The 13,892-nt window shown below is 68.2% G+C and carries 12 protein-coding genes; 5 read left to right on the forward strand and 7 right to left on the reverse strand.

Annotation, left to right across the window (positions count from 1 at the left end; all coding sequences use genetic code 11):
• Positions 1 to 223 (reverse strand): hypothetical protein (locus ACESMY_RS22710; RefSeq protein WP_372786924.1); only part of this gene is annotated, 223 nt, incomplete at its 3' end.
• Between the two features lie 125 nt (positions 224 to 348).
• Between ACESMY_RS22710 and ACESMY_RS22715 the strand changes: the two genes are divergently transcribed.
• Positions 349 to 1,173: a transglycosylase SLT domain-containing protein gene (locus tag ACESMY_RS22715; RefSeq protein WP_372786925.1), complete on the forward strand. Its 825-nt coding sequence runs from the start codon at positions 349 to 351 to the stop codon at positions 1,171 to 1,173.
• An 82-nt stretch (positions 1,174 to 1,255) separates the two neighbouring features.
• Here the strand turns inward: ACESMY_RS22715 and ACESMY_RS22720 are convergent, their stop codons facing one another.
• The 3 genes from ACESMY_RS22720 to ACESMY_RS22730 form a co-directional block, all read right to left on the reverse strand.
• Positions 1,256 to 4,261: a TonB-dependent receptor plug domain-containing protein gene (locus tag ACESMY_RS22720; protein ID WP_372786926.1), complete on the reverse strand. Its 3,006-nt coding sequence runs from the start codon at positions 4,259 to 4,261 to the stop codon at positions 1,256 to 1,258.
• A gap of 250 nt (positions 4,262 to 4,511) precedes the next feature.
• Complete coding sequence (locus ACESMY_RS22725) at positions 4,512 to 5,708, reverse strand: CaiB/BaiF CoA transferase family protein (RefSeq protein WP_372786927.1); 1,197 nt, start codon at positions 5,706 to 5,708, stop codon at positions 4,512 to 4,514.
• Positions 5,709 to 5,859: 151 nt separating this feature from the next.
• Positions 5,860 to 6,234, reverse strand: a complete 375-nt coding sequence (locus tag ACESMY_RS22730) for a response regulator (RefSeq protein ID WP_372786928.1) — start codon at positions 6,232 to 6,234, stop codon at positions 5,860 to 5,862.
• A 285-nt stretch (positions 6,235 to 6,519) separates the two neighbouring features.
• Here ACESMY_RS22730 and ACESMY_RS22735 point away from each other — a divergent pair, with 285 nt between their 5' ends.
• Together ACESMY_RS22735 and ACESMY_RS22740 are read left to right on the forward strand one after the other, a co-directional pair.
• Positions 6,520 to 7,668 carry a DUF2336 domain-containing protein gene (locus ACESMY_RS22735; protein WP_372786929.1) on the forward strand — a complete coding sequence of 383 codons (1,149 nt, stop codon included), beginning with the start codon at positions 6,520 to 6,522 and terminating at the stop codon, positions 7,666 to 7,668.
• Between the two features lie 42 nt (positions 7,669 to 7,710).
• The gene (locus ACESMY_RS22740; protein WP_372786930.1) at positions 7,711 to 8,508 is read left to right on the forward strand and encodes an NUDIX hydrolase; all 798 of its coding nucleotides are present in this window, start codon (positions 7,711 to 7,713) and stop codon (positions 8,506 to 8,508) included.
• 22 nt (positions 8,509 to 8,530) lie between these two features.
• On the opposite strand, the gene ACESMY_RS22745 is transcribed toward ACESMY_RS22740, so the two are convergent.
• The 3 genes from ACESMY_RS22745 to ACESMY_RS22755 form a co-directional block, all read right to left on the reverse strand.
• Positions 8,531 to 9,016, reverse strand: a complete 486-nt coding sequence (locus ACESMY_RS22745; protein WP_372786931.1) for an Hpt domain-containing protein — start codon at positions 9,014 to 9,016, stop codon at positions 8,531 to 8,533.
• A gap of 125 nt (positions 9,017 to 9,141) precedes the next feature.
• Complete coding sequence (locus tag ACESMY_RS22750; RefSeq protein WP_372786932.1) at positions 9,142 to 9,936, reverse strand: NAD kinase; 795 nt, start codon at positions 9,934 to 9,936, stop codon at positions 9,142 to 9,144.
• 33 nt (positions 9,937 to 9,969) lie between these two features.
• Entirely contained in the window at positions 9,970 to 11,088 is a 1,119-nt protein-coding gene (locus ACESMY_RS22755) for a DUF2336 domain-containing protein (protein ID WP_372786933.1), read from the reverse strand.
• Positions 11,089 to 11,213: 125 nt separating this feature from the next.
• On the opposite strand from ACESMY_RS22755, the gene glpK reads away from it, so the two are divergent.
• Together glpK and ACESMY_RS22765 are read left to right on the forward strand one after the other, a co-directional pair.
• Positions 11,214 to 12,707, forward strand: a complete 1,494-nt coding sequence (glpK, locus tag ACESMY_RS22760; RefSeq protein WP_372786934.1) for a glycerol kinase GlpK — start codon at positions 11,214 to 11,216, stop codon at positions 12,705 to 12,707.
• Positions 12,708 to 12,771: 64 nt separating this feature from the next.
• Positions 12,772 to 13,542, forward strand: coding sequence for a class II aldolase/adducin family protein (locus ACESMY_RS22765; protein WP_372786935.1), 771 nt, complete (start codon positions 12,772 to 12,774; stop codon positions 13,540 to 13,542).
• The last annotated feature ends 350 nt before the right edge of the window (positions 13,543 to 13,892 follow it).

Consider the following 13,892-nt stretch of genomic DNA (forward strand, 5'->3'; position numbering starts at 1 on the left):
GCAGGCTCAGGTCCGCGACCAGCAGCGCGTCCAGGCCGAGGCCCAGCGCGCCCAGCGGGACGCCGGACGCCAACAGGCCCAGCAAGCCGTCCGCACCGCCCAGGCCCAGCAGGCTCAGCAGGCCCAGGCGCAGGCCCATCAGGCCGAGGCCGCGGCGCAGCACGCCCAGCAGGCGGCCGCCCAGGCCCAGCACGCTCAGCAGGCCGCCGCACAACACGCCCAAGCCGCCGCCCAGCATCCGGACAAGGGCAAGGATAAGGACAAGCCGGACAAGTAGCTGGCCGCCTGCATCGCCCGATCGTCGGGATGGTTAGCGCTGCGTTAACCATGACCGTTCAGGACTCCGATATGGCGATCGAGGGAATCCGTGGCGTAGTGGAGGCGGCGATCCAGCGCGCCTCCCAGGCGACGGGCGTCGACTTCTCGTTCCTGATGAAAACCGCGGGCCGTGAAAGCGGCATGAACCCGGGCGCCAAGTCTGGAGCCTCCTCGGCCGCCGGCCTTTTCCAATTCGTCGAGCAGACCTGGCTGTCGACGCTCAAGCTGCACGGCGCCAAGCATGGCTACGCCCGCTATGCCGAACTGATCAACAAGGGCTCCGACGGCCGCTATCATGTGTCGGGTGAAGAGGCGCGCCGCGCCGTGATGGACCTGCGGCTCGACCCGCACGCCTCGTCGCTGATGGCCGGCGAGCTCACCTCGGACTCGGCGGCCTATCTGAAGGGCCGCACCGGCCGCGCGCCGACCGCCGGCGAGCTCTACGCCGCCCACTTCCTGGGGCCGCAGGGCTCGGCGAAGCTGATCGAGGCCGTCCAGTCGCGGCCGGACGCCACGGCGGCCCAGCTCTTCCCCGATGCGGCCCATGCCAACAAGGCGATCTTCTACCGCGACGGCCGCGCGGCCACCGTCGGCGAGGTCTACGCCAACCTCACCAAGGTGGCGGGCTCCGCACGGCCGATGGACACGCCGGCCCCTGCGCCCTCGCCGGACGGCGGCTTCATCCAGTACGCCTCGGCGCGCAACGCCGACCACCAGCGCCAGCAGGAGGAACTGATCTCGCTCATCCTGCGCGGCACCCAGCCCAGCGACCAGATGGGCGTAGGCAGCCGGCTCGCCGGCTCGATGTTCACCACCGAGATGCTGAAAGTGCTGTCGGACAGCCGCAAGGGCTAGAGGCCCCGGCGCCCGGTCCCGACGGAATCAAAAAGGGCCGGCCCGCGAGGACCGGCCCTTCTCGATTTCCGTGTCGTCCGTCCTAGAGGCGGATCTTCACGCCCGCGAAGAAGAAGCGGCCGAGGTCGTAGGAAACGTCCTGGCCGGTGCCGATCGTCACGAACGGCGGCTCTTCGCCGAACAGGTTGTTCACGCCGCCGAAGATCTCCGTGCCATCCAGCCGGCCGCTGAGCCGATAGCGGGCCGTCAGGTTGTGGTAGAAGGTCGCCTCGGCGAACGGAATGTTCCGCGATTCCGAGTGGTCCGCCGCCGTGGGATCGCGATTGAACAGCGCACCCTTGCCGATATAGCGCGTCTGCCACGTGAGAGTGACTGGCCCCTGGCGATAAGTCAGGTCGGTCAGGAACTTCAGGTGCGGGGTGCCTTCGTCCAGGTTGCTGGACACCACGCCTTCGAGGATGTGCACGTTCGTCGGGTCGTTCTGGAACGGGAAGTTCCGAAGATGCGAGACGAAATCGCCGGTGAAGTTGAAGGACATGCGACCGTCCAGCGCCTGGGTCATACGCCAACGGCTGGTGAGCGGCGAGACGTCGGTCGAGTAGGTGACCTGCAGCTGGTAGCCGTCCGTCTCCAGCTTCGACGCGTTCACGTAGGTCGTGCTGACGAAGTTGATGTTCTGATCGTTCCCGCGGCGCAGCAGACTGCAGAAGTTCGCATCGAGGCCGGCCGCTGAGCCGAAGCAGTTGTTGATGACGTCCTGCGCCTGCACCAGGCTGATCGCGTTCTTGATCTTGATCGAATAGTAATCGAGCGTGATCGCCAGGTTCGGAATGATCGGCGGCTGGAAGACGATGCCCCCGGTGTAGCTGATCGACTTTTCCGGCTCCAGGTTGGGGTTGCCGGAGGACACGCCGGTGATCGAGGCGTTGGTGTTGGCGTTGAAGCCCACCGGGATCCCCGCCGTCGCGCAGTTCTTGGCGTAGTTGACGTTGTTCTGGATGTTCTCGGTGCTGCACGGGTCGGTGATGTTGAAGAAGCCCGAGCTCGACGGCAGGAACGCCTCGGTGATGTTCGGCGCCCGGATGGCCCGCGAATAGGTGGTGCGCAGCTTGATCCACGAGGTCGGCGCGTAGATGCCCTCGAACTTGTAGGCGCCGACATTGCCGACGGTCGAATAGTTCGCGCCGCGGTAGGCCGCGTCGAGGGTCAGTTCTTGCAGGAGGGGCGCGAAATCCTTCAGGACCGGAAGGTTCACCTCGATGTAGCCTTCGGAGACGTGGTAGCCGCCCGCCGAGTTGCTGGCCAGGTTCTCGGTGTTGCCGGCGATCACGAAGGGATCGTTGGTCTCCTTGGTGTGCTCCTTGCGGTATTCCGCGCCGACCGCCACGCCGATCGGGCCGCCCTGCAGGTTGAAGAAGCGGCTGGTGTCGAACCTGCCGTTCAGGCTGGCGACCTGCTGGGTGAGCGCGTCGTCGGTCGAGAAGGCCCCGAAGGAATAGGCCAGCGCCGCGGCGCTGTTGGTCAGGGCCGGCGAACCGAACGGATTGTAGGGCACGCAGGCAGCGCGGTTGATCGCGCCCGATCCGATCCCGGTCTGCGGGGCCGAGGGCACATTGATGCGGCAGGCGGGCCGGCCGGTCGCCGGATCGATGACCGAGTCCAGCGCCGCATCGAAGTTCTGGGTGATCTCCAGGCTTTGATTGGTCAGATGGGTGTCGGTCTCGCCGTAGTTGAGCGCCGCGTCCCAGTTGATGGTGGCGAACTTGGCGTCGAAGTCGCCGCCGATGCCGGCGACCACGCGGTAGGTCCGGCGGCGGACATCCTGGCCGCGGCCGGCGTTCAGGAACTTGCCGATGAACGGGTAGTCGGCTGGATCGATGCCGGCCAGGCCTGCTCGGAGTTCCGGGCTGATGAAGGCGTTGTCGGGCGCCAGCTGGAAGTCGCCGAACGAGAAGGACGGCTGCACGACGTTGCTGACATCGGTCTGCACGAACTTCGCATCGACGAAAGCGCGGAAGTGCGGGGTCACGTCGAAGTTGGCCCGGATCGACCCGCCCTTGGATTCGATCGGCGAAGCCAGCTGGGTAAAGTCGTCAGGGAAATAGCAGTCCGGGCAGTTGGCCGGCAGCTGGGCGAAGGCGAAGCTGTTGAAGCCCGTACGCACCGGGATCGGGACGAGGTGGCCGTTCTTGTCGAAGGAGAACTGCGGCGCGAAGGTGTTGGCGTTCAGGAGCACGCCGTTGGGAGTGACCAGGTCGCTGCCGATGTTCGGGACGTAGATCGTGTCCGGCTTGCCGTCGTTCTTGATCGAGGCCCCGCTGGAATAGAAGGCCGGATCGAAGCTCGCCGGATTGATGTCGTTGGGGTTGGTGATCCGCCCATAGTTGTGGGCGGCCTTGAGCTGATTGGCTTCGACCGCGTCTTCCTTGCTGTAGTAGCCGGTGACCGCGATGTTCAGCCGGTCGTCCAGGAAGGTCTTGCCGGCGGTGAGCGAGGCGCTGCGCTTGGCGCCATAGCCGCCTTCGTTGTCGCCGTACTGGGCGTCGGCCTGGAAGCCGTCGAACCTCTTCTTGAGGATGATGTTCACGACGCCGGAGACGGCGTCGGAGCCGTAGATGGCCGAGGCGCCGCCGGTGACAACCTCCACCCGGTCGACCAGGGCCGGCGGGATGGAGTTGATGTCGACCGCGTTGGTCGTGAGGTCGCCCGCCACGTGGCGCTGACCGTCCACCAGAACCAGGGTGCGAGACAGGCCGAGGTTCCGCAGGTCGATCGAGCTGATGCCCGCGCCGTTGGCGAAGTTGTTGGAATTGGCGCGGACCGTGCCGGTGAAGCCCATGGCCGGCAGCGAGGTGATGATGTCACCCAGGCTCTGCGGGCCGGCGTTCTCGATGGTCTGCGTCGATAGCACCGCGACCGGGGTCGCCTGCTCCAGGTTCGGCCGCGGGATCCGCGAGCCGGTCACCACCAGCTCGCCCACGGTGGCCGGCGTCGGCACCGCCTGAGCCCAGGCTCCGCCCGCCATCGCCAGGCCGGCGAGAAGCGTCGTGCTCAGCAGGGCGCCTTTTTTGGTCGTATTGGTGCGCATAGGTACCTCTCCAAAGCGAATCCCGAGCCCTTCGCGCCGGAATTCGTTGTCGAGGCTTCGTCGCAGCGAGAGCCGCATCTCGCCATAACAAAATCATAAATTACCCGTCAAAGTGTCACACTGTGTCCGGAGTAACACGGCTACCGGGTGCTATTGCGACACGAAATCGGGCCGAAACACCGCTCAGAGGGTGTATTCTTCCCTTGGTGTCTGGGACCCGACACGACGCCTTGGCGCGGCGGCACGGCCCTCAGGCGGCGGCTTCGGCCTTGAAAATCGCCTCGATCTCGTCCTGCGAATAGCCGATCTCGGCCAGCACCTCGCGGGTGTGCTCCCCCAGGGTCGGCGAGCGCGGCCGCACCGTGGCGTCGGCGCCCGGGAAGCGGGCCGGCGCGGCCGGGGAGGGGAAGGTCCCGCCCTCGCCATCCTCGACCTGGACGATCGCGCCGGAGGCCATGACCTGCGGGTCGGCGGCGACCTGGGCCGGCGTCTGCACCGGCGCCCAGGCCATGTCGGCGGCGTCGAGCTTGGCGGCGATCTCGTCGAACGGCATGGCGGCGAACGCCTTGTCGAATTCGGCGACCAGCATGGGACTGTTTTCCCGCCGCGCCTTGCCGGTGGCGAAGCGCTCGTCGTCGATCAGGTCCGCGCGGCCCGCGATGGTGGCGAAATCCGGCCAGTCCTGGGCGCCGCGCCGCGGGTTGTGCACGAACCAGCGCTCGTCGCTGCTCTTGTAGAAGGTCGAGAGGGGGTTGAGCGGCAGGTTGCGAGGTCGGTTGGACGCCAGGCGGCCGAACCGCAGCTGCACCGCCAGGTCCGAACCCACGGTGTAGACGCCGGTGGCCAGCAGCGAGGTCTGCACCATCCGGCCCTTGCCGGTCTGCTCGCGCTCGTAGAGGGCGGCGAGGATCGCAGAGACGGTGGCCAGCGCGGTGATGTGGTCGCCGAAGCCGGAGCGCAGCATGAAGGGGTCCATCCCCTTGGGCGCGGTCATGTTGGCGACGCCGGCGCGGGCCCAGAAGGCGGTGACGTCGAAGCCCGGCTTGTGGGCGTCAGGGCCTTCCAGGCCGTAGCCGGTCACCAGGCAATAGACGAGCCGGGGATTGGCCTCGCGGATGGTCGCCTCGTCGAGGCCGGCGCGCTTCAAGGCCGCGGGGCGGACGTTGGTGATGAAGACGTCGGCGGTGGCGGCCAGGCGGGCCAGGGCCTCACGCCCTTCGCGCTTGCCGACGTCAAGCACCACGGCGCGCTTGCCGCGGTTGTCGAGATCGAAGGTCGGGTTGCTGGCCAGCTCGGTCTTGAGGTCGGCGAAGACGTGGCGCATGGAATCGCCGCCCGGGCGCTCGACCTTGATCACGTCCGCGCCCCAGTCGCCGAGAATGCAGGCCGCGCCGGGGGCTGCGATGTAGGAGGCGAATTCGACGACCTTCAGGCCCTTCAGCAACACTTAGCGTCTCCCGGCTTTTCACCCATGCTAGAGCATCGCAGCCCAGGGAGGGGAAGGGCTATTCTAGCCCTGCGCCAACATGGCGATCACCACGGCCAAACCGTAGCTGGCCACGCCCGCGGCCAGGACCGCGATGCGCCAGAACGCCACGCTAGGCCGCCTCAAGACGGATCACCCGGGCGAGCGCCGCGGCGAGCTGGTGGGGGCGGAACGGCTTGGCCAGGAATTCCGAGCGCGGCACGCCCCGCGCCGCGTGGCTGCCGGCCGCGGTGCCCGACACGAATACGACGGCCAGATGCGGATAGGCGACGCGCGCCCGCTCGGCGACGTCGAAGCCGTCCGGACCGGGGCCCAGGTCGATATCCGTCACAAGCGCGCCGAGGTATCGATGACGATTGAGGGCTTCGAAAGCGGCCTCGGCACAATATACGGATTGCACGCAATAGCCGATTTCTTCCAATGCCTCACGGGTGTCGCAGTTGAGAATAAAGTCATCTTCTATTAATAGAATTTCTGAATTACACATAACTTATTTCCCCACCCGACATAACAACCGATAGGAGGCGATTTGTTTCCATTCAACTTGAAATAGGCCGAAAATATATTTGACTATGTGTTCGAATATTGTTCGAGCTCTACCGTGGAGTTCCTCTTTTCTGTGCGGCGCTGCGGCGGCAAAGCAGCGCGGTCTGCCGAAAATCCTAATCCACAGATTCGGCGGCAACCCTCCGTTAAGCGTGGCAGCGGACAGTCAGACTCGTGGGATTCCGAAGTCAGGGGTGAGTTCGGGTCCCGGGGATTGTTCAAGTCGATGTCGACGACGCGGTCAGCGCTGACGGACGAGGATATCCGTACGCTGGTGAAGGGCGCGACCGCGACCGAGCGCGCCGCCGCCGCGAACAAGCTGTGCCGCACCATCGACACCGCCCCGCTCTCCGACGAGGACCGCGAAACCGCCGCCGAGATCCTGCGGGTCATGGCCGCCGACGCCGCCGAGCTGGTGCGCAAGGCGCTGGCGGTGACGCTGAAGGACTCGCCCCTGGTGCCGCGCGACGTGGCGCTGAAGCTCGCCCGGGACGTGGAGAGCATCGCGCTGCCGATGCTCAACTGCTCGCCGGTGTTCACCGACGACGATCTGGCCGAGATCGTGCGGCTGGGCGGCCCGGTCCGCCAGCTGGCGATCGCGCGCCGGCCGATGCTGTCGCGCACCGTCACCGGCGCCATCGCCGAGCACGGCGGCGAGCGCGCCGTGGCCGCGGCCTGCGCCAACGACAACGCCGACTTCGCCGAAGCCGCCCTGCAGGAGGTGCTGGTCCGCTTCGACAAGCACGACAAGATCCTGACGGCCGTCGCCTACCGCAAGGTCCTGCCGCTCTCGGTGAGCGAGAAGCTTGTCGCCCTGGTCGGCGACCAGGTGCGCGATCACCTGATCGCCCATCACGGCGTGGCGGCGGAGACCGCGCTCACCGTCGCGATCGGCGCCGCCGAGCGGGCGACGGTCGACCTCGTCGACCAGGCGGGGCGCACGGCCGACGTGCGCGGCTTCGTGAGCCATCTGGTGTCCTCGCAGCGCCTCAGCGCATCGCTGTTGCTGCGGGCGCTGGCCAACGGGCACATGACCTTCTTCGAATGGGGCGTGGCCGAGCTCGCCGGCGTGCCGCACCATCGCACCTGGCTGATGATCCACGACGCCGGGCCCCTGGGCCTTCGGGCGATCTATGAGCGCGCCGGCCTGCCGGCCCGGCTGTTCCCCGCCTTCCGAGCAGCGGTGGACACCTTCCATTCCATGGAATTCGACGGCGGCGCCCGCGACCTGGAACGCTTCCAGGAACGCATGCTGCAGCGCTTCCTCACCCAGCCGCAGTCCGCCGCCCGCGAGGACGTCGACTACCTGCTCGACAAGATGGACGAGATCTCCCGCGAGGCTCGCGCCGAGGCCGGGGTGGCTCAGCGCGCCTAGCGTCAACTTGCGCCGCGGCGCCGCGCGCCCCAAGCTTGGCGGATGAGCGAAGCCCCGACGTCCCCCAAGACCCCCGCCGAGATCAAGCCCGCCGCGACGATCCTGCTGTTGCGGGATGACCCGGTTTTCGAGGTGCTGATGGTCAAGCGCCATCACCAGATCGACTTCGCCTCGGGCGCGCTGGTGTTTCCGGGCGGCAAGAGCCATCAGGGCGACCACGACCCGGCCTGGGCCGACCATGTGCTGGGCTGGGAGGCCTATGACGCCGAACAGCGGGGCCTGCGCATCGCCGCCGTGCGCGAGGTGTTCGAGGAGGCCGGCATCCTGCTCGCCAGGCGGCGCGACGGCCAGCCCATGAGCGGCGAGGCCTGCCCGATGGAGGTGCGCCTGGCGGTGGACGCCGGGACCACGGCCTTCATCGACGTGGTGCGCGACCTGGAGGCGCAGCTCGACCTCTCGGCCCTGACGGTGTTCGCCCGCTGGATCACCCCGCCGCTGACGCCCAAGCGCTTCGACACCTGGTTCTATGCGGTGAGCGCGCCGGCCGAGCAGCTGGCCGCCTGCGACGGACGCGAGACGGTGGACGCCGAATGGATCGCGCCGGCCGAGGCGCTCAGGCTGGCCGCGGCGGGCGAGCGCAAGGTGATCTTTCCGACCCGGATGAACCTGCAACTGCTGGCCGAGGCGAGCGGCGCGCAGGACGCGGTGGCGCGCGCGGCGGCCAGGACGTTGGTCACCGTGCTGCCGCAGATCCAGGAGCGGCCGGCCGGCCGCGTGCTGGTGCTGCCGCCCGACGCCGGCTACGGCGTGGTCGAGGAGTCGATCGAAAACGTGATGTAGAACGAGGAGTTGGCGGTGACTCTTAGCCCGCCATCGTCTTGACGCGGCGCTCGAGCTCTTCGACCAGAACGCGGCCGACCGGATGCTCGTCCGACCTGATGTCGTCGCGCACGGCGGCCTTGATCGCGTCGATGTGGGCGTCGACCAGTTCGAGCGGCGTCGAGGCGCGCTTGTCCTTGTCGTCGATCAGCCGGCAGAGCGAGCCGGCGATGCGGGTGATCAGCTGATAGCCGTAGGTCGTGCCCAGGCCCTTCAGGTCGTGGGCCCGCAGGTAGAGGTTTTCCATGGTGTCGGCGGTCACGCCCTCGGCGCGCACCTGCTGGCGGGCGGCGTCGAGCTTGGTGATCTCGTCGGCCAGCCACTGGGTGAAATTGCTGGCCAGGCTCTTCAGCGCGGCCTCCGCCTTGGCGATCGCCGCCGGGTCGATCGTACCCAGCCGGCCGCCGCCCACCTTGAGGCGCAACGCGTTCGGGGGCGTGATCATCTGACCGGGATTTTGTTGGCTCATGGGAATGGTCCCTAGCTGAATATCCGGGAACCCTAGAGCCAACCCGTTAATAACCGATGAGATCAAGCCACGGTTTTGACTGGCTTTCCCGCATGCTTCACCTGGTCGCAGGGGCGGCGGCGCAATCAGGCCGAGAACTGCTCGGCCAGCACGCGCTCCTCGAGGCTGCGGCCTTCATCGAACAGCATGTTCAGCGCGACTTCGCGGTGTTCGACGACATGGACGGACACCACGTCGCGCACCTCGATATTGTCGGCGACGGCGCTGACCGGGCGCTTGGCGGCTTCGAGGATCTCGAAGGTCACCTTGGCGGTGTGGGCCAGGAGCGCGCCGCGCCAGCGCCGAGGCCGGAACGCGCTGATCGGGGTCAGGGCCAGGACCCGCGCGTCCAGGGGGATGATCGGGCCGTGGGCGGAGAGGTTGTAGGCCGTCGAGCCGGCCGGGGTGGAGACCAGCGCGCCGTCGCAGGAGAGTTCGCTCAGCCGCAGCTTGCCGTCGATCGAGATCCGCAGCTTGGCCGTCTGGCGGGTCTGGCGCAGCAGGCTGACCTCGTTGATCGCCAGCGCCACGTGGGTCTCGCCCTGGGCGTCCTGGGCGGTCATTCGCAGGGGATGGATCACCGCGCGCTCGGCGGCGGCGATGCGTTCCTCGAGGCCGTCCTCGCTGTAGTCGTTCATCAGGAAGCCGACCGAGCCGCGGTTCATGCCGTAGACCGGCAGGCCGGTGGCCATGTGGTCGTGGAAGCACTCCAGCATGAAGCCGTCGCCGCCCAGGGCGACGATCACCTCGGCTTCTTCGATGGGGACCTCGCCGTAGCGGGCGACCAGGCGGGCGCGGCCTTCCTGCGCCTCGGGGCGTTCGCTGGCGGTGAAGGCGATGCGCGTCACGAAGGACTCTGCGGTTGACGTCTCGCGGCTCACAAGCGGCAAGCCCGCGGCCTTGTCAAACCGGCGTCAGATCGAAAGCGCGGCCTGGCGGAAGGCGGTGGCGGCGATCTGCGGGCTGACCGGGGCGAAGGCGCCGATGGCGCGCCGCGCCGCTTCCGCGCCGCCGCCCGGACGTCCGCCGTTCAGCGTGCGGATCATCTGCAGGATGCTGGGGAAGACGCTGCGGTCGATGCCCACGGCCGCGCAGGCCAGGCCCAGCAGCTCCGGACGGTCGGAATCGATCACCCGTTGCACATGGTCGGCTTCGAAGCGGCCCAGCATGGCGAGCGCGGTGGAGAACAGCGACAGCCGGCCTTCCTGCAGGGCGCGCACCAGATAGCCCGGGCGAAGCTGGCCGGCGGAGTGCAGCTTCTCGATCAGCCGCTGCTCCATCGCCTCGCGTTCGCCGTCGCGGGCCATGACCACGACGCCGTTGCCGTTGGGCGTGGCGGTATGGGCCTCCTGCACCGACTGGGCGAGGGCGGTTTCGATGAGCCTGGGGTCGAGCCGGAAGCGATCGGCCAGCGACTGGCGCAACGCCTGGCCCACCCAGATGTAGAGCTGCAGGGCCAGATCGCCGGTGAGCTTGGGATGCCGCGACAGCGGCGAGCGCAGGGCGGCGACCTCGCGGGCCGCCTCCACCAGCCGCGCCATGTCGGCCGGCCCCAGCTCCGCGGTCTGGTTGCCGGCGAGCGCGGTCATCACCGCCGGTTCGCCGGCCTCAAGGATCGCGGCCACCACCGGGGCGGCGAGGTTCGGCCGGCGGGCCACCTCGATCTGGTGCTCGATGGTCGCCTCGATCAAGAGGCGGATAAGGTCGGGATCCTTCAGCACCGGGCTCGACGCGATCACCGGCCGGGCGATCTCGATCTCGTCGAGCGCCAGCACATTGACCAGCGCCGGCGGCGCCCACTCGGCGGTGGAGAGCTTCTTGGCCAGCCGCCTGCGGATATCCCGCTCCGCACCGGCGACAAGGCCCATGAAGATCGAGTTCAGCAGTCCCTGGATCTCCGGCGAGCCGATGGCCGCCGCGCCCTGGTCCGCGTCACAAAGTTCGACAATACCCAGCAGCAGGCGCTCGCGATCCGCGGGCGCGCGGCTCTTGGCGAGTTCCAGCAGGCTTTCGCTGCTCAACGCGACGCTCAAGCCTGCCCCTCCGTTCTGTAGGTTTGGCTTAGAGCGGCGACCTTGCGCGAAGCGGATGAAAACATGTTTAAACCGGGCGCAACGCTGTCCCTTTGCGCACAACGGGAGAGTCCGGGAGGGACAATATGGCCGATCCGCTGATCCTGGCGCTCGATCAGGGCACCACCAGCACCCGGGCCATCCTCTTCGACGCCAAGGGCCGCGCGCTCGCCGAAGCCGGCCGGCCGCTGGAGCAGTTCTATCCCGCCGACGGCTGGGTGGAGCACGACGCCGAGGCCATCTTCCAGGCCTCCGTCGAGGTGCTGGCCGAGGCGGTCAGGAAGGCTGCCCGATCGATGTCGGACGTCGCCGCCATCGGCGTCACCAACCAGCGCGAGACGGTGGTGGTCTGGGACAAGGCGAGCGGCGCGCCGATCCACAAGGCCATCGTCTGGCAGGACCGCCGCACGGCCGACGCCTGCGAGCGCCTGCGCAAGGCCGGGCTCGAGAGCCGGGTGACCGAGATCTCCGGCCTGCTGCTCGATCCCTATTTCTCCGGCACCAAGATCGCCTGGCTGCTGGACCACGTCGATGGCGCGCGGGCCCGCGCCGAGGCCGGCGAACTGCTCGCCGGGACGATCGATTCCTGGGTGATCTGGAAGCTCACCGCGGGCGCGGTCCATGCCACCGACGCCACCAACGCCTCGCGGACCCTGCTGTTCGACATCCGCAAACAGGCCTGGTCGGCGGAGATGAGCGAGACGCTGGGCGTGCCGCTCGGCCTGATGCCCGACGTGCGCGACTGCGCCGGCGACTTCGGGGAGACGGATGCGGGCCTGCTCGGCCGCGCCATCCCGATCCGCGGCGTGGCGGGCGACCAGCAGGCGGCGCTGATGGGGCAGGGCTGCATCGCGCCGGGCGAAATGAAGGCCACCTACGGCACCGGCTGCTTCCTGCTGCTGAACACCGGCGAGACCGCGCCGGTCTCCAAGGCGCGGCTGTTGACCACCGTGGCGGCGCGGATCGCGGGCCGGACCACCTACGCCCTGGAAGGCGCGATCTTCATCGCCGGGGCGGCGATCCAGTGGATGAACGAGGGGCTCAAGGTCGGCGGCGGACCGCAGGGCGTCGAGAAACTGGCCATGGAGGCCAGCGACGACCTGGGCGTGGTGCTGGTCCCGGCCTTCACCGGGCTCGGCGCGCCCTGGTGGGACGCCGGCGCCCGCGGCGCCATCGTCGGTCTGACGCGCGACGCCGGCCTGGCGGAGATCAGCCGCGCGGCCTTCGACGCCTCGGCCTTGCAGACGCGGGACCTGATCGAGGCCATGCGCGCCGATGCGCCCGAAGCCTTCCACGCCAAGCTAGAGCTGCGGATCGACGGCGGCATGTCGCGCAGCGCCTGGTTCAGCCAGCGGCTGGCCGACCTGACCGGCGTCAGCGTCGGCCGGGCGACCTATCAGGAGACTACCGCGCTCGGCGCCGCCCTCTTCGCTGGCGTCGGATCCGGGGTTTATCGCGACGTGGAGGAGGCCGCCGCGGCGCGGCCGAAGACCGAGCTCTTCAAGCCCGCCATGGACAGCCATCACCGCGAGGCGGCCTACGCCCGGTGGCTCGACGCCGTGGCGCGGGTCCGCGCCTGAACTTGACGCGGTTCCCCCGGAGGAGGACTCTGGCGGCGACAAGATCAAGAACGGGAGACGCCCCATGGCGGACGGATCGGTTGCGGGCGTGGTTTCGCTGAAGGGCAAGGTCAGCGCGGAAGAGTGGCAGGCGCGGGTGGACCTGGCGGCGCTCTACCGGCTTGTGGCGCTCTATGGCTGGGACGACCTGATCTACACCCACATCTCGGCCCGGATCCCGGGACCGGAGCATCATTTCCTGATCAATCCCTACGGCATGCTGTTCGAGGAGATCACCGCCTCGTCGCTGGTGAAGATCGATCTGGACGGCAACATCCTCCAGGAGACCCCCTACTTCATCAATCCGGCGGGCTTCACGATCCACTCGGCGATCCACGCCAACCGCGACGACGCCCACTTCGTCATGCACCTGCACTCCGACGACGGGGTGGCGGTGGCGGCGCAGTCGCAAGGGTTGATGCCGATCTCGCAGCACGCGCTGATCGTGCTGCCCCGGCTGGCCTATCATGACTACGAGGGCATCGCCCTCAACCACGACGAACGCGAGCGCCTGGTGGCGGACATCGGCGACAAGACCCTGATGCTGCTGCGCAATCACGGCACGCTCGCGGTCGGCGACAGCGCGGCCAACTGCTGGGTCGGGATGTATTACCTGGAGCGCGCCTGCACCATGCAGGTCAAGGCGTTGTCGGGCGGCGCCGAGGGCATTTTGATCGCGCCGGACGCCTCGCAGGCCGAGGTGAGGAGCCAGGTCGCCCGCGGCATCGGCGGGGCGCTCGCCTGGCCGGGCTGCCTGCGCAAGCTGGACCGCGAGCTGCCCGGTTACGACGCGTAAGACGCAAACTGTCACAATTCTGGCCGACTTAAGCCCCGGCGCCTTCGTCCGAAGGCGTCGGTTTGTCGCTGTGCGCTGTTTCAGGCCTGCAACGCTTCGGCATTGTTCTGTACTGGACGGCGTATATGCGAGCCTCTTAAGAGCGCCCTGACCGGATTTTCAATCGCCCGGATTGCGCCTGGGCGACGGAGCTTATTGCCTTGTTGCGACGCCATTTCTTTCTCGTTGGAGCCCTGGTGGTCCTGATCGTCATGGTCGTGGCCGGCGGGCTGAAGATGGCGACCGGCGGCGGCAAGGGCCCGGGCGGACCGGGCGGCCAGGCGAGCGCGGGCGGGCCGGGTGGTCCGGGC

Origin of the sequence: Phenylobacterium sp. (assembly GCF_041691455.1) — a bacterium.
Classification (GTDB): Bacteria; Pseudomonadota; Alphaproteobacteria; order Caulobacterales; family Caulobacteraceae; genus Phenylobacterium.

Bases quoted from the DNA above. Each gene is read 5' to 3' on its own strand.
- ACESMY_RS22715 (WP_372786925.1), top strand. From the start codon at position 349: ATGGCGATCGAGGGAATCCGTGGCGTAGTGGAGGCGGCGATCCAGCGC.
- ACESMY_RS22720 (WP_372786926.1), bottom strand. From the start codon at position 4,261: ATGCGCACCAATACGACCAAAAAAGGCGCCCTGCTGAGCACGACGCTT.
- ACESMY_RS22730 (WP_372786928.1), bottom strand. From the start codon at position 6,234: ATGTGTAATTCAGAAATTCTATTAATAGAAGATGACTTTATTCTCAAC.
- ACESMY_RS22735 (WP_372786929.1), top strand. From the start codon at position 6,520: ATGTCGACGACGCGGTCAGCGCTGACGGACGAGGATATCCGTACGCTG.
- ACESMY_RS22740 (WP_372786930.1), top strand. From the start codon at position 7,711: ATGAGCGAAGCCCCGACGTCCCCCAAGACCCCCGCCGAGATCAAGCCC.
- ACESMY_RS22745 (WP_372786931.1), bottom strand. From the start codon at position 9,016: ATGAGCCAACAAAATCCCGGTCAGATGATCACGCCCCCGAACGCGTTG.
- glpK (WP_372786934.1), top strand. From the start codon at position 11,214: ATGGCCGATCCGCTGATCCTGGCGCTCGATCAGGGCACCACCAGCACC.
- ACESMY_RS22765 (WP_372786935.1), top strand. From the start codon at position 12,772: ATGGCGGACGGATCGGTTGCGGGCGTGGTTTCGCTGAAGGGCAAGGTC.